The 20,558-nt window shown below is 56.4% G+C and carries 17 protein-coding genes; 13 read left to right on the top strand and 4 right to left on the bottom strand.

The window, feature by feature from the left end; genetic code table 11:
- Positions 1 to 10 precede the first annotated feature (10 nt).
- Together ACZ5C3_RS06980 and ACZ5C3_RS06975 are read right to left on the bottom strand one after the other, a co-directional pair.
- Positions 11 to 802, bottom strand: coding sequence for an FkbM family methyltransferase (locus tag ACZ5C3_RS06980; RefSeq protein ID WP_464036357.1), 792 nt, complete (start codon positions 800 to 802; stop codon positions 11 to 13).
- 78 nt (positions 803 to 880) lie between these two features.
- Positions 881 to 1,633 (bottom strand): sugar transferase, encoded by a 753-nt coding sequence (locus ACZ5C3_RS06975; protein ID WP_464036355.1) that lies wholly within the window; start codon positions 1,631 to 1,633, stop codon positions 881 to 883.
- Between the two features lie 838 nt (positions 1,634 to 2,471).
- On the opposite strand from ACZ5C3_RS06975, the gene ACZ5C3_RS06970 reads away from it, so the two are divergent.
- The 9 genes from ACZ5C3_RS06970 (at position 2,472) to ACZ5C3_RS06930 (ending at position 14,260) form a co-directional block, all read left to right on the top strand.
- Complete coding sequence (locus ACZ5C3_RS06970; protein WP_464044614.1) at positions 2,472 to 3,206, top strand: metallophosphoesterase; 735 nt, start codon at positions 2,472 to 2,474, stop codon at positions 3,204 to 3,206.
- 168 nt (positions 3,207 to 3,374) lie between these two features.
- Complete coding sequence (locus tag ACZ5C3_RS06965; RefSeq protein ID WP_464036352.1) at positions 3,375 to 3,965, top strand: polysaccharide biosynthesis/export family protein; 591 nt, start codon at positions 3,375 to 3,377, stop codon at positions 3,963 to 3,965.
- A 348-nt stretch (positions 3,966 to 4,313) separates the two neighbouring features.
- Complete coding sequence (locus tag ACZ5C3_RS06960; protein ID WP_464036351.1) at positions 4,314 to 5,702, top strand: outer membrane beta-barrel protein; 1,389 nt, start codon at positions 4,314 to 4,316, stop codon at positions 5,700 to 5,702.
- Entirely contained in the window at positions 5,683 to 8,013 is a 2,331-nt protein-coding gene (locus tag ACZ5C3_RS06955; RefSeq protein WP_464036349.1) for a Wzz/FepE/Etk N-terminal domain-containing protein, read from the top strand. Before ACZ5C3_RS06960 ends, ACZ5C3_RS06955 begins: the two co-directional genes overlap by 20 nt.
- Positions 8,010 to 9,428, top strand: a complete 1,419-nt coding sequence (locus ACZ5C3_RS06950) for a VpsF family polysaccharide biosynthesis protein (protein ID WP_464044613.1) — start codon at positions 8,010 to 8,012, stop codon at positions 9,426 to 9,428. The genes ACZ5C3_RS06955 and ACZ5C3_RS06950 overlap by 4 nt, the downstream gene beginning before the upstream one ends.
- A 16-nt stretch (positions 9,429 to 9,444) precedes the next feature.
- Entirely contained in the window at positions 9,445 to 10,575 is a 1,131-nt protein-coding gene (locus ACZ5C3_RS06945) for a glycosyltransferase (protein WP_464036345.1), read from the top strand.
- A gap of 72 nt (positions 10,576 to 10,647) precedes the next feature.
- The gene (locus ACZ5C3_RS06940; RefSeq protein WP_464036344.1) at positions 10,648 to 11,763 is read left to right on the top strand and encodes an acyltransferase family protein; all 1,116 of its coding nucleotides are present in this window, start codon (positions 10,648 to 10,650) and stop codon (positions 11,761 to 11,763) included.
- A complete protein-coding gene (locus ACZ5C3_RS06935; protein WP_464036342.1) occupies positions 11,760 to 12,821 on the top strand; it encodes an acyltransferase family protein in 1,062 nt (353 codons plus the stop codon). The genes ACZ5C3_RS06940 and ACZ5C3_RS06935 overlap by 4 nt, the downstream gene beginning before the upstream one ends.
- Before the next feature lie 2 nt (positions 12,822 to 12,823).
- A complete protein-coding gene (locus ACZ5C3_RS06930; protein WP_464044612.1) occupies positions 12,824 to 14,260 on the top strand; it encodes a lipopolysaccharide biosynthesis protein in 1,437 nt (478 codons plus the stop codon).
- A 54-nt stretch (positions 14,261 to 14,314) separates the two neighbouring features.
- On the opposite strand, the gene ACZ5C3_RS06925 is transcribed toward ACZ5C3_RS06930, so the two are convergent.
- Positions 14,315 to 15,385 (bottom strand): endo-1,4-beta-xylanase, encoded by a 1,071-nt coding sequence (locus ACZ5C3_RS06925; RefSeq protein ID WP_464036337.1) that lies wholly within the window; start codon positions 15,383 to 15,385, stop codon positions 14,315 to 14,317.
- Between the two features lie 184 nt (positions 15,386 to 15,569).
- Between ACZ5C3_RS06925 and ACZ5C3_RS06920 the strand changes: the two genes are divergently transcribed.
- From ACZ5C3_RS06920 to ACZ5C3_RS06905, 4 genes are read left to right on the top strand one after another with little or no spacing between them, the layout of a single operon-like run.
- On the top strand, positions 15,570 to 16,403 hold the full coding sequence (locus tag ACZ5C3_RS06920) for a WecB/TagA/CpsF family glycosyltransferase (protein ID WP_464036336.1): 834 nt from the start codon (positions 15,570 to 15,572) through the stop codon (positions 16,401 to 16,403).
- Complete coding sequence (locus ACZ5C3_RS06915; protein ID WP_464036334.1) at positions 16,400 to 17,674, top strand: glycosyltransferase; 1,275 nt, start codon at positions 16,400 to 16,402, stop codon at positions 17,672 to 17,674. The genes ACZ5C3_RS06920 and ACZ5C3_RS06915 overlap by 4 nt, the downstream gene beginning before the upstream one ends.
- An 8-nt stretch (positions 17,675 to 17,682) precedes the next feature.
- A complete protein-coding gene (locus ACZ5C3_RS06910) occupies positions 17,683 to 18,894 on the top strand; it encodes a glycosyltransferase family 4 protein (protein WP_464036332.1) in 1,212 nt (403 codons plus the stop codon).
- The gene (locus tag ACZ5C3_RS06905; protein ID WP_464036331.1) at positions 18,895 to 19,305 is read left to right on the top strand and encodes a hypothetical protein; all 411 of its coding nucleotides are present in this window, start codon (positions 18,895 to 18,897) and stop codon (positions 19,303 to 19,305) included.
- Between the two features lie 14 nt (positions 19,306 to 19,319).
- Here the strand turns inward: ACZ5C3_RS06905 and ACZ5C3_RS06900 are convergent, their stop codons facing one another.
- Positions 19,320 to 20,552: an alpha/beta fold hydrolase gene (locus tag ACZ5C3_RS06900; protein ID WP_464036329.1), complete on the bottom strand. Its 1,233-nt coding sequence runs from the start codon at positions 20,550 to 20,552 to the stop codon at positions 19,320 to 19,322.
- Positions 20,553 to 20,558 lie beyond the last annotated feature (6 nt).

Genomic DNA, 20,558 nt, shown 5'->3' with positions numbered 1-20,558 from the left:
GCGGACGTGCCTAGCCGCTCAGAATCGCCAATCCATCCATGTTCGCCGGAAAGAAAAAGAAATTGTTGATGTAGGCGCGACCTGCTTTGCGACCGCCGTTCGGCAGCAATGAAGTCGGATCCTGGAAGATCCTGGCATCGAACTCCTCAACAGTCATGATGTCGCCGTCCTCGATAAAAAAGCCGTCATAGCCGTGGTCGTCAAAGAAGTTGAAAACGGAGGCTGTCGCCCCCTCCCGATGCCGGTCCTCCGCTTCAACCAGAAATACCGGGCGGCTTCGCTCGATCAATCCAACTGCGCCATTGAGAACGTTCAGTTCGTGGCCTTCGACATCGACTTTAACGAACGCCACATCGCCCTGAACGAGGTTATCAAGACGTGCCATCGGGACATTCATGGCCAGGCATGACTCAGCCGATTGCGCGACCTGCGGTTCAAGAGACGCAAGGCCGTGAATTGATCCCTGCTCTCCTTGAGGAATCAGCAGCTCTGCCTCTCCCTCGCGATCGGACAGGGCAATCTCGTGAACCTCGACATTCGCCGACGACGTTTGCCGCAGCACATCGGCCATCTGCCGCGACGGCTCGAACGCGTGAACGTTCTTTGAAAGACGCGCCAACTCGCGGGTGTAAAGCCCGCAATTTGCTCCGACGTCGATCGTCAGCGCATCATTCGGAATGATCTTCTGCAGGAACGACAACTCAATTTCCGCCGTCTTCGGCCGATGCATGAGATGCCACTGCAGCCAAAGTGACGGAAACGCCTCTTTCAGCATGTTCTTAGCCTGTCGCACAGCATTCATGGCTGTCCTCCCTGATAGTGACCAAAGTTTCGGGAAAATTCGGAAAGAAAAAGACAGCTCTGAATGCGTTTGTCCGACTTAGGACCCGCTGCCGGACAGGAATTCGCGGCGCACGGTCTTTGCGATGATGGAGATATCCATCCCAAGCGACCACTTCTCGATGTAGTCGAGGTCGTAGTTGATCCGCGCGATTGCAAGGCGAGCCTCTGCCGTGCTTCCACGGCAACCGCTCACCTGTGCAAGCCCGGTAATACCAGGTCGGGCCGCATGGCGCTGGAAGTAGTAAGGAACGAGGTCTTCATAAATGATATTTGCGGCCAGCATTCCCGGAACGTGCGGGCGCGGGCCGACGAGGGACATATCGCCTTTAACGACATTGATGAGCTGAGGGATCTCATCGAGGCTTGTGTTGCGAAGAATTCGACCCACGACCGTGATTCGCGCGTCACCCTTCACCGTCTGCTGCACGCCTGACCTGTCTCCAAGCGACGTGTACATCGAACGGAATTTGTAGATCGTGAACATCTGATTGCGATAGCCGTATCGCTTCTGCCGAAAGAACACCGGCCCGCGCGAAGTGGTTTTGATTGCCACTGCAATTGCGATGAAGAGCGGTGCAAAGAACAGCAATGCGCTACCAGCGGCAACAACATCGAACATACGCTTTCCGACGGAGGAAGCCGGCTCGCCATCAGGGACCCGGACAGCGCGGCGGTTGCGATAAACGGTGCTGCGACCCGCGTTCTCAACAGGGCGCACAGAAATGAACCGCGAGCCCTTCCACAAGGATGCGTTGTTGTCCTGAACAAACCGGGCTGTCACTGACGCCATAGCTTTTGCTCTCTGCTGAATTGCGGCATTCGGCCGGATGGAACTCAACGCACATTCGAAGCAATCAGCATTCACGTGAGCAATTCGCTGTCTCGCATCAGCGAGGCTCAAATTACCAGTAAGACGCCATCCGCGCTCCGTACTTAAACTTTTCCTAAAGTTTTGTACGAATTTAGGCGTGAAAAAGGAAAGTTAGCGCAAATAGATAGCGCGTCGTGATGCGACAATTGTGCGACGCAGAATAGCTTCATGATCAAAGGCGGTTACGCCGATTGCTGAAATAATGCGCTGCGCTTTTGTTGATGCTGCCATGCACGATGAGAAACGGTGGCAACTTCAAAAATTGGAGTCGCTTATCGAATCCAACAGGTGCATGTTTGGTTCGATGAGGAATGCGCCATTCAGGCGATGAAATTTTTGGCAGTTCTGTTCACTAAAAACTAAACCAGAACTTGTAAGCACATTTTTCAAAGCATTCGAGCGCAGCTCTTATCGAGCCATCAGATGATTGTCAGGCTGCAAAAGATCGATAACACGGTACGCGACGATTCATTTTCGTCACGTCAGCCTTCGGCGGAGCCATTGATGATCGCTGAACGTGCGAACATCCCTCCATCACCGCTGCCAGCCGAGGGTTCCAATCGCCGGCTAAGAAATGGACTCATCCTCGCGAATGTGGCGGCCTGGGTCCTCATCATCATCGCAGTCCGGGCGATTTTCTTCTGACATCGATTGAGCCGGCAGCTTTGCCCGCCACAATCATCAAATATCTTTTGACAGTTTGATTTTAGACAACATCTTGCGTTGTCTAGTCGCTTCACCCCAGCTCCTAGAGCCTATGCACCCCCGCCCCGCCCACCTTCAAGGATTTTCATCCGCATCGGCGCCACCGGATACACGCATTTATGCGGTTGGCGATATTCATGGTCGAGCGGATCTGTTGAGCGAAATTACTGAACGCATTGATGACGACCTTCGACGCAGGCCAATCAGATACGCACAAGAAATCTATCTTGGCGACTACATCGATCGAGGCCCCGACTCGAAAAGCGTGATTGATCAACTTGCAGTCCGGATGGTGCGGCAGCATGCCATCTGCCTACGGGGAAACCATGAGACGTTCCTCGAAACATTCTTCTACGAACCCACAATCATCGATCACTGGATACAATTAGGAGCGTTACACACGCTCGCATCCTACGGGATCGGCTATTCACAACTCAAAACATCGCCTTACGATTTACAGCAGGCTCTGCTTCATGTGTTCCCTCGCACGCACGAGTTGTTCTTCCGCTGCCTTCGCAATAGTTTCATATGCGGCGATTTTCTGTTCGTGCACGCGGGCATCAGGCCAGGCATTTCCCTTGCTCATCAACAGACCGAAGATCTGTTCTGGATTCGCGATGAATTCCTCAACTCAACACTCGATCACGGTAAAGTCGTCGTACACGGCCACACGCCGGTCGATCATGCGGAAATTCTGCATAACAGAATCAACATCGATACCGGTGCATGGAGAACAGGTGTTTTGACATGCATCGCCATTGAAGGTGATCGTATCGTCATTCTTTGATCCTTGTTTGACACTCTTTCGACGCATGAAGTCGACATCAACAACACACTGGAACTCACCTCACATTCTTTTGCCTCCTTTGCTCGACCATCATCCCGCCTGAAACTGGGGGCATGACCGCGACATCAGTTATGCGAAAGACGTTGTTAATCAGGCGGGGTGAAGTTCATGTCGTGTTTTCGTTATCGCAAATCTGCTGCGCTTGCCTTGTGTGCAGCTCTCGTCGTCTTCAACAGCACATCCGCGATACTTATAAGTGCAAACGCCCAAACAAAGGGCGTATCAGCGGGCTCGGCTGCACGTACTTATATCCTCGGCCCTACGGACAGAGTTCGCGTCAAGGTTTACGGCGAGGGCGACGTGACTGGCGAATATGATGTCGACAGCAATGGATACGTCTCAATTCCGCTCGCGGGCCGCGTTAAAGCATCCGGCCTAACGACCCAGCAGCTCGAGCGAGCCATTACGAGCGCTCTTGCAAGGGGCATCGTGAAAGATCCGCGCGTAAACGTTGAGGTTGCGCTCTATCGCCCCTTCTACATCCTGGGCGAAGTCAAGAAGAGCGGTGAGTATCCTTATCGCGTCGGGATGACGGTTCTTGATGCTATCGCAAGCGCCGGCGGCTTCACATACCGCGCCAACGAAAGCAAAGTTTATCTGCGTCGTTCCGGCAGCACTGTGGAAGAGACCTACGCACTTGATGCACCTGTTTTGATTTTTCCGGGTGACAACATTCGAATTCCGGAACGCTACTTCTAACACTGCGCGCAGCCACAGTGCTCCTCACGCACAGCTAACGCTGTGACATCTCATCTTGTCCGTTCCGCCTTAGTCTCGTCTCTTTGCAATGCGTAATGTTTTGCAACGCGGAAACAAATCGCAACGTCGCGCGTTCTAAGATGCAAATCTGAATCAGACACACGAGTCATGATGATGATTTACGAAGCGACTGATTAAGAAAAAGTCCGACGCTGCTGTCTCTATGGGCGAGAGTGATGATTTTGGGGGCAACGGAGAGATATCGGACGTTCGCTGTTTCCATCCAACATATGTGCCTCCCGCAAGGGACGAGTAATGAATCGTACTGCGTTAGTAATGTTGGATTTGATGCGAGAACGACCATCAGCAGCAGGTGCAAATTCCGTTCTGCTGCGAGGATTAAGAGTCGCAAGCTGGCCAGCGACTGCTCTTGCGCTCGGCCTAGCGTCACCATCAAACGCACAGGTGATCCAATCCACCACTGACCAGGTCGCGCCACCCTGGAACGCGCAGCAGGTGTTCGAACCGAACGTGCTGCCGGACCTGACCGATCCGAACGTACGCGAACAAGTTCAACCCGAGGATATGCCTGTGAAAAATCGACAGCAGCCCGGATACGAACCAGTGGGAATCCGCGCAGGATCGTGGATGTTCAACCCATCGCTGATCTCCGGCGGGTTCTTCGACAGCAACGTCTTCTCATCAAACACCAATAAACAGTCTGACTTTGCTGCGGTCTTTGAGCCAAGCTTGCGTGCGCATACGCTCTGGGAGCGACATGGCATCGACCTCAAGCTCGACGCGCAATCGACTGTATATAATGAGAACTCGAGCCTGAATCAGACCAATGCCAGCATCAAGGGCGCTTCCTGGTTCGATATCGCCCATGATCTCGCGGTTCTCACGAGCTTTCAGGTCGCACATCTCAATGAGGGCGTTGGAACAGTCAGTTCGCCGGCCAATGCCATCGCGCCGACGCCGTACGACTTGCTGTCGGGCGATGTCACCATCCGCAAGCAATTCAATCGCCTGACCACGTCGTTTGGCACGAGTATTGATTCCTACAATTTCGGGTCCACGCGAGCGCAGGATGGCTCCGTGATCAATCAGGATAGCCGCGATGGTCAGATTTACACTGTTCACGGCCGGGTCGATTATGCATTCGGGTCGAGACTCGGTTGGTTTACTTCCGTCGAAGGCAATCAGCGTAACATTCGCGGCAACCCCGGCCAGCCGCTCGATTCACAAGGGTATCGAGCGCTTACAGGCCTCACCATCGGCATTACTAATCTGATCAGTGGTGAGATCGGCGGCGGTTACGTGAATCAGAGCTTTGTCGATCCTACGATCGGGACAATCCAGGGGCCGACTTATCGTGCGATGCTGACCTGGCGCCCGACACCTCTTGTCGACGTTCACCTCAAGGCCGAACAGCTTGTCACGGAAACGTCAGATACGAGCTCGACAGGCGTCCTGGCAAACGCCGTCCAACTCGGCGCGGACTACGAACTGCGCCGCAACGTCATTATTTCTCTTGCGGCCGGTTATGAGAATGACCGGTTTTTTGGACAGCCACGCACGGACAAGGTCACCACGACCGACGCACGCATCAAGTATCTCATCAATCGATACGGAGCGATTTCGCTCTTCCATAGATATTCAGAACGTAACAGCAATATTCCCACCTTCAGCTATGACAAACATCAGGTCGGAATAAATGTTACAGCGCAGTTCTGACTACGATCATCAACTCCCAGACAATCCAATCGGATCAACCATCGGAGGCTGGCAGCAGCCCACGGTGGACCTCCGAGAGCTTGTCCGCATCCTGCGGCGGAGATGGAGAATTCTGGCAGCAGCGCCGGCAGTGTTGCTTGCCCTTTCGCTGGCCTATGTCGTGGTCGCGACGACGCGGTATACAGCGACGTCAACGGTTCTGGTCGATCCGCGACGGGCGAATGTTGTTGATAGTACCAACAATCAGCAGGTGCTGACGAACTTCGGCACCGACGATGCGACCATCGAGAGCCAGACTCTTCTCATCCAGTCGGTCGCGATTCTGCAGCGTGTCGTTGAGAAGCTGAAGTTGACTGCGGATCCGGAATTCATACCGCAACCGAGCCTGCTCGATCCGATCCTCTATCCAATCAAGCTGCTGTTCGCCAGCAGCGGCCCCTCGTCCGGCGCAAGCGCAGAAGATGCTGCAATAGCAAAATCTATTGAAATTCTTCAGAAGCGCATGAAGGTCACGCGACAGGGAACGACCTTCCTTGTCGACATCAATATCAGCTCGGAATCGCCTCAGAAAGCGGCCAAAATCGCCAACGCCATCGCCGATGGCTACTTCGAGGAACAGGTTCGCGCCAAGTACGACGCCACAAAGATCGCCGCGGGCTGGCTGAACAGCCAGATCGAAGGATTGAAGTCGCGCGTCCTCGCCTCGGAACAGGCGGTTGAGAAATTCCGCGCCGACAACAATCTTTCTGTCGCTCAAGGCGTAACGGTCAACGATCAGCAGATCACCGATCTCAACAACAAGCTGATCGCCGCCCGCGTGCAGACGGCCGAAGCCCGAGCCAAGAGCGATCAGGTCAAAGACCTTGCCAAATCGGGCGCGGATCCCGGCAGCATCAGCGCTGCGATTTCTTCGGACATGATCACCAAGCTTCGCACGCAGTACGCCGACATCGCGAAGAATGTGGCTGATCTCTCCAGCAAATACGGACCGCGTCATCCTTTGGTGACCAATGTCCGGGCCCAGCTGCAGGACACCCAGCGCCTGATTAATGAAGAGATCAAGCGCATCGTCGACAGCACGCAGCACGACTATGATGTCGCCAAGTCGCGGGAAGCGTCGTTGCAGCAAAGTCTGGATCAGCTACAGGGCGTGTCGACAACGTCCGGCCAGGCGCAAGTCCGTTTGCACGAGTTGCAGCGTGAGGCTGAGGCCAACCGGACTCTCTATGAATCGTATCTCGCCCGCTACAAAGAAACCTCGGCTCAGGAAAGCCTGGAGATGCCGGATTCGCGGGTCGTGACCCGCGCCAGCATTCCAATCCGTCCATCGTCGCCCAAGACGATGCTGATCCTCGGCCTTGCGCTGATGCTGGGTCTGGGCGGCGGATGCGTAATCGCCTTTCTGGCCGATTATCTCGACCGGCGCGTTAAGACCCTTGAGCAGGCTGAGTCTATTTCCGGTGTTCCGGCCCTTGCGGCCGTGCCGTTGATCGGCGCCCGCGAACTCGCAGCTCGCGCCAAGCGCGGACATAGCGAGCTCGATCATTACGATCCCCGCAGCGCCAGATTGCTTCCTCCCGCCCTGCAGCCGCCACTGATGCGCTACGCGCTTGAAGAGCCCGGCACCTTTTTCGCTGAGGCCATTCGTTCTGTTCGCTTGGCCGTCCAGCGCACGTTGAGACTTCAGCCGATCAAAGTCGTTCTCGTGACTTCGGCTCTCGATGGCGAAGGAAAGACAACGCTGGCTGCGAACCTCGCGCTGTCACTTGCCACTCTCGGGATCAAGACCCTTCTTATTGACGGCGATCTTCGCAATCCGGCATTGACCCGCGCACTGTGCCCTCATGCGGATGCCGGACTGCTTGAAGTGGCCACGGGACAAGTCTCACTGGAACGCGCGCTGCTGCTCGACCGCAGCACCGGACTTTCGATTTTGCCCTCACCGGCCATCAAGGATGTCGATATCATTACCGAGCTCATGTTCTCGGAACAGATCGTCGACACGCTCGACCATTTACGCCAGCGGTATGAGCTGATCATCATCGACTCGCCGCCTCTGGTTCCACTGGTGGATGGCCGTGCGCTTGCTGAGCTTTCCGACCGGATCGTGCTTGCGCTCGCCTGGGACCAGACGCCTGAAGAAGTCGTCTCCCACACCATCAATCTGCTGGGGCCGGTGTACGACCGCATCCTCGGAACGGTTCTGACTCGCGTCGACCTTAATCGTCTACGCTTCTACGACTATTATCGCAGCTCGGCATATCTCAAACCTTATGGCTCCGCCGCGCTGACCCCCGGGGCCGCGGAATGAGGTCTTATCCGCCAGCCATGGGACGCGCGCGCGTGCTTCCGGGCAATCAACGCGCGTTGCCGCCGCGCGTGAAATACTCCGCGCTGAACACATTTCGACCGCCGGCGTCTTTTCATGCGCCAACAGCACGAACCGGCTTGTCCATCAATACTCTGATCATTGGGTTGATGCTGCTCGCCGTCATTTCGACATTCACGCTTTCAGCGGGAATGCTGACCAATTGGAAGATTCACTACCTGACCAATGGCGGTGGCTTCTACGAAAAGCTGCATCCGACCACCTATTTCACCTGCCTCGCATATTTCCTGCTGTTGATCCGCAATGGCAATCCAGTAAGAGAAATCGATCGGATGTTCTCGGAATCGAAGCTCCTGATCGCCTACCTTTTATGCTGGGCCTTCCTTTTTATTCAGGTCGTGCACCTGGAGCGTCCCTTCACGGTGATCATCGACACCTTCCTGCTGCCGGTCCTGCTTTGCCTTGTGATGTGGCAACTGACACCGCAGCAGAAGAAGCCGTTGGTCTGGGCCGTGCATCTCACGCTCATGGTCAACATCATCATCGGTTATTATGAGTACTTCTCTGGCCACCGCCTGATTCCGCTCACGCTGGGCGACATTATTGTCGTTGGCGAATGGCGCTCGTCGGCCCTGCTCGGCCACCCGCTGACAGCCTCCGGCATCATCGCCGCCTATGTTCTTGCGCTCGTTCTCCGGCCGTCGCTTTGCCCTCCCATTGTCGTGCGCCTTCCATTGATCGCGTTCAGCCTGGGATCATTGATGGCGTTTGGCGGCCGCACGGCGCTGGTCACAGTCCTGGCCGTCATTGGTTTGCTTGTCGCACGAGAACTGTTGCGGATGCTGCGTGGCGGCCAGGCCCCGCTTCTCGCTGTCATTGGCGCCATGTGCCTTTTGGCTGCCGCAGGCGCTGTCATATTCGCCGCGCTCGACCTTGGCATTTTCGATAAAATGCTGCTGCGCTTCTCGTCCGACAAAGGCAGCGCGCTCGCGCGCTTCGCGACGTTCGACATGCTTAATCACTTCGATTGGCATGAATTGCTGCTGGGACCTAACCCGGTGCGGGTGAATGCGTTGCAGTCGCAGCTTGGCCTGAACTACGGCATCGAGAACTTCTGGATTTCGTCGATTGTCCAGTTCGGCATCATTCACACGACCGTTCTGACTTTAGGACTGATCGGCCTGTTTACTGAGATCATAAAGCGATCGGTGCCTGCCATCTGGGCGATCATCCTGCTGATCCTGATGATTGCCGCGAGTTCGGTGAGCTTTTCATCAAAGAACATCCAGCTCGCCCAATTCATCATTCTGATCACACTCCTGCTGCCGAAAGAGCAGGCATCCGCAATAAGACCAGCGCAGCTTCGTTCCACGAACAAGCTTGCGCCGGTGACGTAAGGTCAGGTCAGGTCCTATGCCCATTTACGTTGATCATACGCACCTGGGGCGCCATGTGACCGGCCTTGAGCGCATCACCGTCGAGTTGTTCTCATCGGCTTCGCTTGCCCCGCTCGAAATCGTTCCGGTGGAAGCAACCGGCACAAGCGACATGATCGCGACTCAGACATTTGGCTTGCCATGGCGTATGGCCAGCTCATCGTCCCTCCTGTTGTGCCCCGGCTTTCCACCAAGCCCGCTCCTGCGCCCGTTCGCTTCGCGCGTTCTTCCTTATATTCACGACGTCTTTCTCATCTCGCGGCGACAGGATCTAAATGTTCGGGCAAAGCTCTATATGGCGCCACGCTTCAAGCTTGCCGTCCAGAAGTATCCGCGCTTCTTTGTGAACTCCGCCGACACCAAACGAAAGCTTCTTGAATATTGCCGGTCCGATGCTGAGATCACGTTATATCGGCCTCCGGTCCGCAATGTTTTCGATCTTGAGCCTGGTGACCGGGCCGAACGAAAGGCCAAAAGCTCATCTCTTCGCCTGGTGACACTTGGCACCGTTGAGCCGCGCAAGAATTTCGTGGCCGCGGCGAAAATCGTATCCGCCTTGCGCGAACAGGGATTTATCAACGCAACGCTCGACATCGTCGGCCGCCGTGGCTGGAGCGATGACTGGCAGACGCTCGAACAGTACCCCGGCGTCGTTCTTCACGGTTACCAATCCACAGAGCACGTCAAACAGATCATTCGCGATTCGGATATTTTCATCTGCACGTCGCACGAAGAAGGTCTCGGGTTACCATTACTCGAAGCCCAATATGCCGGTCTTCCCATTGTCGCGCCGGATGACTCTGTTTTCCGGGAGGTGCTGAGCGACTCTGGGATTTTCATCGATCCCACCGATCCTGCCCAGGCCGCTGCCGCAATCTGTCACGCGATTAGCGCTAGCGATTGGCGCCGATCTCATATCGAGCGCGGCGACACAAACCTTTCGCGTTGGAACTCGCTTGCAGCATCGGATCGCAAGACAGTCATCGATCTTATCGGACGATTGTCTCGGTCTCCCACAGAGATGACACAGATATCTGCACAAACAAGTCCATCCGCACGAGCAAGCCACTCTGCACAAACAAGTCATGGCGATCGGAACGTGTCCTAATCGCCTTCGAAATCTCTCTCCCTCCGTTCTTGTTGACCGCATCGATCGAAACAGAAACCCAGGATACGTTTCTTGCAGACCAACAAGGACACGATGGATAATCTCGACAGCCTGCGGATCATTGCCGCCTGCGCCGTCGTCGTCCTGCATTATTGCGACTATGTGAAAGACCATCCCGCCGGCCGTTTCATGGTTGCCCACACCCAGCATCTCAATCTGTTTGTCGACCTGTTTTTCGTGGTGTCAGGCTTTGTGATCGCCAGCCAATATCTTGGGAAGGTGGATACGCCAGGCGCGGTGATGCGCTTCCTCTGGCGCAGACTCGCACGGATCTATCCGCTGCATCTGGCGACGCTCGCGTTTTATGTGGTGATCGCTATCGCGCTATATCTTGGATTGGCCAAGACTGACAATCCAGCGCGCTATCCCCTGCACGACATCCCAGCCCAACTCCTGCTGTTGCACGCGCTCGATGGAGAGCGGCTGACATTTAACTTCCCCAGCTGGTCCCTGTCGGCAGAAATGTTCTGCTATTTGGCCTTTCCGATCGTTGCGCTATTGCTCGCACCGCGACGACGAATGGTCACCACGCTGGTCATCCTGCTGATGCTTGCCAACACCATCTATGCATCCGCCACGGGAACCGGACCATGGGCGGAATGGATCAACAAAGGCGGCGTCTTCCGAGCCTTCCCGGGATTTAGTCTCGGGATCGCTTGTTATCTCTATCGCCACGAGATTGCGCGCTGGCCGGCTGTGCCCGGTGTGCTGGTTATCGCACTTGTGGGATTCATTCTGTTCGGCTGGCTGCTACCCGAAATGGCAGGCTTGATTGCGGTGTACGCCATAGCCGTTTTCGCTGTCCAATATGACAGCGCACACCGGTCGAGCCTTCTCACGCGCCTTCATCTCGATCGCGGCGCCGCCTATACCTATTCCTGCTACATGCTGCACATCCCGATCGCGACCATCGTGCTGACGTTTGGCGCACGCTTCGCGGAGCACGCAATCCCGGGCGGAAAACTGGCGCTGCTGCCGGCTGCCGTGTTGGTACTCGCCGTTGCCAGCATCTTGTCCTATCATTTTTTTGAGACGCCGCTGCGCCGATACCTCAACGGCGTATTCGACCGTAACGCCACGCCTGCGATTCCTGCTCCAACGGCTCTCCAACAAGAGAGATTGAGATGACAGCGGTCACGCAGACTCAAATCTCGGCGGACTGGATCCAGAACTCTCACGCGCAAACCCGGGTCGCTGGCCGCGATCTTGGTATCGACACCATGCGCGGTATCGCGATCCTTATGGTGATTGGGATCCACTCGATGCCGCAGCCGCTAGACCCTTTCTGGGGAAAAATTGTTGACGCGGCTTTGCGACCCTGTGTCCCGATATTTCTCTTCGCGTCGGGCTATCTGACCGCCTTATCAGGGCGCGTCGTGCTGTCGAGGCGGGTCAATACGGCCTTGATCCCGTACGCGATCGCGTTCGTTGCCGCTTACATCTATATGGCCTGGCACAATCCGGCGATGGATCATCGGATCACGACAACCATTGCCCGCTTCGTTCTCGCTTATGTGTTTGTCTATTATTATGTCTTCGTCTACATCGGCTGCACGGTTTGCCTCTGGCTTGTCTTCCGTATTTCCGATTCCGGTTCTGATCAATCTCAGCCGCGCCTGGCTATTCTGCTGTCACTGGCGATTTTGATCGGAATTGTCGCCGGCAGCTATATCGATCCCCTGCTCCTTCACAAAGGATTCTCAGAATCATTCGTACAGGAAGTCCGTCTGCGCGATATTCCGTTCTGGTTTTCCTTCGTTGCATTGGGTGCGCTTGTGGGAATCTCGAGCGCAGGACTCGCGTTAAGGGACAGCCGGCTTCTCGTCGCGGTCGCCGCGTTCTGCGCATACATCATCTATGCGGCCGTCAGAGTTTCTGGCATCGGCGATGCCGCTGACTACGATTCGGTGGCGTTCTTTGCTTATGCCGCGCTTCTTGCCATCCTGCTGCTCGGCCTTCATCCGCGAAGCCAGTTCCTGGCGACGATCGGATCGGGCAGTTACTTCATCTACCTCTGGCACATCTTCGTGATCATGATCCTGAGAGACCATTTTTCCCTGCGTGAATCCGGTGCTGTCATCGACTATGCAATCATCTATGCGACAACTACCGTGATCAGTGTCTTGGCCTTGTTGATCATCCGCCGTGTTGCATCTGCGCGCGTATCCCGTTGGTTGGGAGCCTGACCATGCTGCTGCGACACACGCTTCTTTATATGCCGGCGCAGCTCATAGGCCCGCTGTTTCAGCTCATCGCTATGGTGGTGTGGACCCACGTGGTGAACGAGCACACGCTAGGCATTATCACCCTGGTCACGGCAACCCACGAACTTCTGCAGATCGGCTTTCTCGCCTGGTGGTCGCAATATGCCTTGCGCTTTTTCGGCCGGTTCCAGAATGGCGAGGAAGCAAAGCGTTTCTACCGGACTGAAAATGCAATCCTGCTGGCTTCGGTCGTGATTCAGAGCGCGGCCGTTATCGCAATACTGTTTTGGGTTATCGCGCCGGATGCTCTCACCGGGCTTCTTATTGCGACGGTCGCCTATGTCATCACCCGCTCTCTCAATCTCTATATCGGCGAGCGCGCCCGCGTGCAGCAGCAGATCGCGGTTTACTCCATTCAGCAGGTCATCGGACCGGCTATCGGCTTTCTCATCGGTCTGTTGATGATCAAGCTCCTGGGGCAAGATCCCGAATGGCCGCTTGCCGGTTATGCTGTCGCACAGCTCGTTGCGACGCTGATCGTTCTTCCAAGAATCCGTTATGGCCACAGCCTGTGGCCGGTCGACCGTGAAATCGTCAGGCACGCGCTGCACTACGGCATTCCGCTCATTGTCGGGGGGGCGCTTGGCTGGGTCGGCCTTAATGCGTCGCGTTTCATCGTCAACGACATGCTTGGTGTCGCCGCGGCTGGTCTGTTCGCCGTCGGATATGGCCTCGGCCAGCGCGCCGCGGCTGTGGCCGCGATGCTGGTGACAGCCGCCGCATTTCCCATCGCCGTCAAGCAGATGGAAGAAAGCGGCAGCAAAGCCGCGATGCGGCAGCTTTCCGAAAACAGCGCACTTCTGATCGCCATTCTTGCACCAAGCATCGTCGGCATCTTCATGCTGCGGGCGGAGATCGTTCACCTGCTCATTGCGGCCCCGTTCCAGCAAGTCACGCTTGCCGTCCTCCCGCTGTCGGTCCTTGCGGGTGCGATTCGCAATCTGCGCGCGCATTTCGGCGATCAGGTGTTTCTGCTCCATAGCCGAACCCGGCTCATGATCGTGGTCGCAAGCATCGATGCAGCCGTCACCATCGCACTCAGTTTCGCCGCGATTTGGTATTCCGGCATTGTCGGTGGCGCGATTGCAACAGTTGCCGCAGCGGCGTGCGCTGCCATTGCGAGCTTCGCGATCGGCTTCACCAAGTTTGGATTGACGTTGCCGCTCACTCACCTCGTGCGCATCGCCGTTGCAACGGTTGCGATGGGCACGTTGCTCCAGACGCTGCCGGAAGCCGCCAATTTTGTCGCGCTTGCCACCCACATCGCGGGTGGCGCCTGTGTCTATATGGTCACTTTGGCCATTCTTTATGCACCGTCGATCTTCAAGCTGCTCAGCGCCCGTCCGCAACAAACTGGCTAGAGCAATTTCGAGAGCTCCGGTTCTGATTTAATCAGAACCGGATATCTCTAGACGTCACGCTTTCTTCGCATTCTCGAAGGCACGCGCCATAGCAAACCAGAGCGGCTTTCGCTTCATATCCTGATCGAACGGCAACGGCCGGGGCAGCCGCTCCGCGAGAGGATTTTTCTTCTTAGCGGCGTCGGTATAGAAGGAATAATTGTCGGAGAGCTCCCACGCGATCACCATCTTCACCGCCGGAATGCGCAGGACATTGGTCAGGAATTTCTCTCCCGTGTCTGCAATCATGTCGTCGCGGGTTTTGACATCATCCGGGAAGGTATCGTCCCGAACGTCAAATTCCGTGATGTAGATGTCGACTTTTCGCTCGGCGAGCGCGTGGACGAAATCAGCAAATCGCGCTGGATCATGGGGATATCGTGGCTGAAGGTGACCTTGCAGACCGACAGCGTCGAGCCGAACTCCTGCTTGCTTCAACTCATCGACGAGACGTAACAGACCTTCGCGAACCGCGCGACCGACATCATCGTCACGTTCCGTCTGCGCTTCGTTGAGAACAAATTTCGTTGTCTTGTCGACCGTTCCTGCGCGTTGAAAAGCGCGCTTGATATAGTCGGTTCCGAATGTGTCGTACCAGGGCCCCACGCGATAGCCCCCCGGAGCCTTATGTCCCGGCCAGAATGGCTCGTTGACGACATCCCATGAATGGAGTTTCCCGACGTAACGGCTCACAACATCTTCGATGTAGCCGTCAAAGAATGCCTGTCGCTCGGAACTACTCTTGTTCTTGATCCATGCAGGCACCCACTCATTCCAAATGAGGCAGTGCCCGCGCATTGGGATCTTATTGCTTGCACAAAATTGCAACAAACGATCCGCGCTTTCGAAACGCTTCGGCCCATCCATAGGCGCAATCGTGCCCATTTTCATGGCGACGTCGGTCGTGATGATCCGCGTATGCTTCTGATAGAGCTCGCGATACGCGAGATCCTTGTCAATCACGGGACCTGCAGCAGCACCAAAGACAAATCCGTTTGATGCGGCAATCGCGCCAAGATTGTCAGTTGCGGCCGCGCGGACGATTTTGCTTCGAGTTGCGATGGTTGCTCCCGCGATCATTGACATGACTTGTCGTCGCGTCCGCATCACATGCATGGCAGATCTCCATCAAGAGGGGTGAACAACTTTTCTTATTTCATCATTGTGCAAGCACGACGCCATCGTTGCGACGCAATAGTGCGTTTTCGTGACGCTTCTCGTCGAACACGAAATTGTTCGATGTGATTTCATCGCGACGCGATGGAATCTTATGCAAGTGTTACCCGACCAAATCGCCACGGGGATGGACGTGCTGGATCCGCAAACACTACCTACAGATGATCTCGTGGTTGATGGAATTTCCATCAACGTCTTCTCGATGCCAGAAGCAGTGTCTTCAATCGTGTCGGCCGCTGAACGAGGAGAGAATTTCTCCGTCTGCACGCTGAACCTCGACCACGTTGTGCAGCTTCAACGCCAGCCTGATTTTCGCGCGGCGTATCGCCGTGCGCGCTTCGTGACCGCCGATGGCTTTCCAATTGTGATCCTTGGTCGGCTCGCCGGCACCAGGATCAGCAGAACAACCGGTGCAGACCTTGTGGCGCCCATTTGCCAGCAAGCGGGACAGCGAAAAGTTCCCGTCTTTTTTCTTGGCTCCAGCGATCTCTCGCTTCATCGCGCAGCAAGGCGTCTATCGAAGAGATACAAGGGCCTTGAGGTTGTCGGCTCATATGCTCCCGGCCCGAACTTCGATCCGTATTCGGAGGAGGCCGACGAAGCGATCGCAAGAATACGAGCCTCAGGCGCCAAACTTTGCTTTGTCGCCCTCGGAGCTCCTCGCCAGGAGATATTTTCGGCTCGCTGCCTCGATGAACTGTCGGGGACCGGCCTGCTCTGCATCGGAGCAGGTCTCGATTTCATTGCGAATACCCAATCTCGCGCTCCTTCTTTCACACAGAAGGTCGGCCTTGAGTGGGCATGGCGCATGGTGAGCAACCCGCGCCGGATGGGGCCGCGCTACGCACGATGCATGGCGGTGATTCCGAGCCTGGTGTTCCGCAACATTCCCCAAATTGTAAGTGCACGGATGAGGAAAGCGGCATGACTTCAACATTGACGCTCGCACAGCGCGCCCGGAATGAAGCGCATGCCCGGCAGAGGTATCAGATCTGCTTGATTCATCCATTCGACCCACGCGGCCAAAAGGTCGGAGGGTTGGAAACCTATATTCGTGATTTCATCACGTTCCATCCGACTGACACGGATCTGCTCTTTATAGGTGTGGATTCTGTTGGCGACCTCACCCTCGGTGAGATTCACCAACTCACATTCCGAGGCCGCACCTTCGATTTCCTGCCCATTCTTCACTACACCGACCAACAGGCGCGCGAAGCCGCGCGCACGATCCGTTCGTCCCTCACCGGGCAGTTCTTTATCGCACTACTTCGGCATTTTGGCACAATCTCTAAGCACATCCGCGAGCGCCGGTGCTCCATTGACCTCCGTCGCGTGGAGTTTTCGTGGCTGCCGGTCGTTCTGCGCCTGCCGTTTATCCAGATGCTTCATGGCGAAGGCGCGCCAAAGCTTCAGATGGATTCTCTTCTCCGCAAGTACTCCTTTGTTCACAATGCCGGCGAACGTTTCGCGGTGGCCGCGAGTGCAAAGTTCCTTTGCGTCAATCCGTTCATCACCGAACGTCTTCAGAAGACCTATCCGCGGCAGAAAGAAAAGATCGACACGCTGTGGACGTGGGTCAACACGGACATCTTCAAACCGCAGCCGCTCGCGCTCGATGCAGGACCGTTTCGGATTGTGTTTGCAGGCCGGCTGGACGAGTTCAAAGATCCGCCGCTGATGTTCGAAACCATCAGTCGTCTTAAGCAACTGATGCCGGGCGGTGTCGAGTTCCACTATATCGGGACGAGCGATCCGCACCGGTTTGAGGAATTCGCCAAGATCGAAGACGTTACCGTTCGCCACGGGTTCAAAGACGCTGCAGGTATGGCAGCGACCATTGCCTCGGTGCACGCCGGCATTCTCACCTCCGAATTCGAGGGTATGCCGCGGTTCGTACTCGAAACGTTGGCCGTCGGACGTCCCGTGGTCGCGATGCATCTGCCGCAACTTGAATCAGCTGTTCGCGATGGTGAGAGCGGTTTTCTGGTGCAACGCAGTGACTCGCGGATGGACATGGTCGAACGCCTTGCCCATCGTTTCATCGATGCGCGCAACGCCATAGCGACCGGTGAGATGGAGCCGTCCCGTATCGCAAGCAACATCAGGACGTTCACGCCTGGAACGCAGCTTGCGCGCGTATTCCGTTATCACCAGGAAATCCAGAACATGCGAGGCATGGTCAGCCCGCCAATCCACTGAGGTCATCCATGAATATCCTCATGTTGACGAGCGAGTTCGCGCCTGCAACCGGCGGCATCGGAACTTATGCGCGAGAGATCGCGGTTGCCGCCTCCCATCTTGGTGCACGGGTCACAGTCATCGCTCCGGACTACGCGAAAGATTCAGCTGCGGAAGATCAGGCCCTCCCCTTCCGACTCGTTCGTTTTCGCGGCGGTCTGCATTCGATGAAGAATCTTCCCGCAAAAATCTTGCTGGCCCAGAGCAAAGTCCGGATTGAAGATTTCGACGTCATTCATGCAGCGGACTGGCCGTTCTTCATTCCACTCGCGCTCGCGCGGCATCGGACCCATGCTCGGTTGCTGATGACGGTTCACGGCACCGAAATCAACGAAACTCAGACGCCACTTAAGCGTGCCGCCATTCGCGCAACGGGCGTGTTCGGTCCAAGAACCGAAGTGGCTGCCAACAGCAGGTTTACCCGTGAGCTCTTCCGCGAGCGATTTGCCATCGATGAAGAGCGCGTCAGCGCGATTCCGCTCGGCGTCTCGGATTTCTGGTTCGGCACACGCGGAAGACGAAAAGACGTGCGCAAAGCTTTCGGCATCGACCAGGACAAGATCGTCATGGTCACTGTTTCCCGCTTGACCCGTCGCAAGGGGCATCATTTGACGCTGGCGGCGCTGGAGCGCTTGCCGCGGGAATTGCGTCAACGCATCACTTGGCTGGTGATCGGCCCCAACGGCGAATCCGACTATGTCGCCGAAGTGCGCGAGATGGTGGAGAAATCTGATTGCGAGATCCATCTGCTCGGCTCGCTGACCAATGAGCAGATCCGTGACATCTACGGCGCGAGCGATTTCTTCTGTCTGACCGGCGTGCCTGATCCCTCAGGTCGCGTCGAAGGGTTTGGCCTGGTGTATCTCGAAGCCGGCGCTGGCGGTCTGCCCAGCATCGCCACTGCGATTGGAGGCGTTCCCGACGCCGTCCTCTCTGATGAGACAGGGTTGCTTGTCGAACCGAATGTTGAAGCGGTCACTGAGGCAATCATGGAGATGGTGGACGACAGTGACACCCGCTCGATCCTCGCTGCGGGGGCATCGTCACATGCCCGTGCATTGTCATGGGAACGTTGTGCAGCAGAGACTTATGGTCTCACACGGTCGGAAGATCACGGAGCTGCTGCAATCGGATCATTGAACGCCAAGTTTGCGCCACCAACTGCATCGATGGGCCACTGAGTGAAATACCTCGCCGCTACGGTCATTCTGGTTTCGCTTGGCGCTTCGACGGCCCACGCGGAAAGCTGCAGCAAGAGCCGCGATTATCTGCTCGGCAGTCTCGGCGGGGATCTGCTACTGCCACCGGAAGGTTACCAAAGCCTGTTCAAAATGTGTATCGCCACCACATCGATCTCGAACGTCAAGGACGCCTATATTCTCAGGGATGGCGGCATCGCGGTCATTCCCAAGCAAGACAGCATCGCGGCAACCGCGGCGACGCTGTCCGCATTCTGCGACGTTTATCCAGCTGGAACGCTGCGTTTTCTCACGCGCAGGGATTTGGCCACCACACCAACGGTCTCCCGCATCATTCAGATGTCGTCGACCGCGTCGACGCCCTGCAAGAAGATCAAGGGAAACCTGTCCTGACGACGAGACCGCGACTACTTTCCGGCCATTACGTGATCGAGCGCTTCCCGCAGATAGGGCCTGAAGAGATCCGGGTTCTCGCACATCGGAAAATGACCAAGACCGGGCATCTCCTTGAAGAATGATCCCGGAATGAACTTTGCGAGCCTGCGGCCGTCGTCCGGCGTTGCCGAATAATCATAACCACCGGAAAGCAGCGCAACCGGCATTCGTCTGCCGTCGATCCTGCCTGCAACGAGCCCGCCGTCGAATTCGTCGGAATAGAATGCAAGATCGCCGCCATAGATGCCGGGCGCTCCCTGGCTGTAGATCCAGGCTGTGCGGCGGCGATCGCTTTCCGGACTGAGCGGGCTCATCAGGCCTCGCACATAGCTTGCATTATGTAGCGCTCCGTGGACCGCGACATGATGCTGAAAGGGATTGCGCCGTCCCTTCGACAAGAGCGGAGGCTCGACAGCAACGACGCCCAGCAACAGATCCGGCCTCTCTGCTGCAAGGACCAAGGTCATCGCAGCGCCCATGGAACCACCGACAACGATTGCGCGACGGCCAACAATTTGTTCGAGGATGGCCACACACCAGTCGCGATAGGTGGCGAGATCGAGCTTGTAGTCGCCGCCGTTCCATGTCCGCGGCGGCATCGACCGCCCGTGAAATGGCAGGTCCGGTGCGATCATCTGAAAGCGCTGCGCCAACTCAGTATCGCTCAACTGAGCGAGGAACTGTCGAGAGTCCGCTCCAGCCGTGTGCAGGAACAGGATCGGCGTGCCCTCGCCTGCGGTCTCCGCATAAACCTCGTGTAGGACGCCGCGGATCGTAACCTCATGCCATCGCCCTTCAATTTGCGACAAGCGTCTCGGAGGCGATGCGCTCATTGTGGGCTGTACTGCAACGAGGCGCTCGACAAGCCTTTCCAGCACTGGACGCGCCTGTGCGAGAAGCAGAGGCTCGGCCTCGATGCTGAACTCCGGATTCACGAAATCCAGAGCTGTGAACGAGTGGAATGTCGGCGGTGACGGAGTCTGAAGAACCCTGTCCCAGGCTTCCGCCGCAGCCTTCATGCTGATCTGCGCATGCCTGATCTGATCCACGAATGCGAAGCGGCCGTTCTCGAACGCCAGCCGGACGTCTGCGTCATCCACCCGAAGAGCAAGGTTGAACGACAAGCTCGGGCCGAGACGCTGATATTCCGCATCGTCCAGAATAGATGTCAATCTCGCCCGCAGATGTTCAACGGTGTCCGCCACTCAGCC

The sequence above is a fragment of the Afipia dichlorophenoxyacetatis genome, from assembly GCF_055386385.1.
The sequence above is the reverse complement of the archived record's forward strand: the minus strand, read 5'-3'. Positions and strand labels throughout refer to the sequence as shown.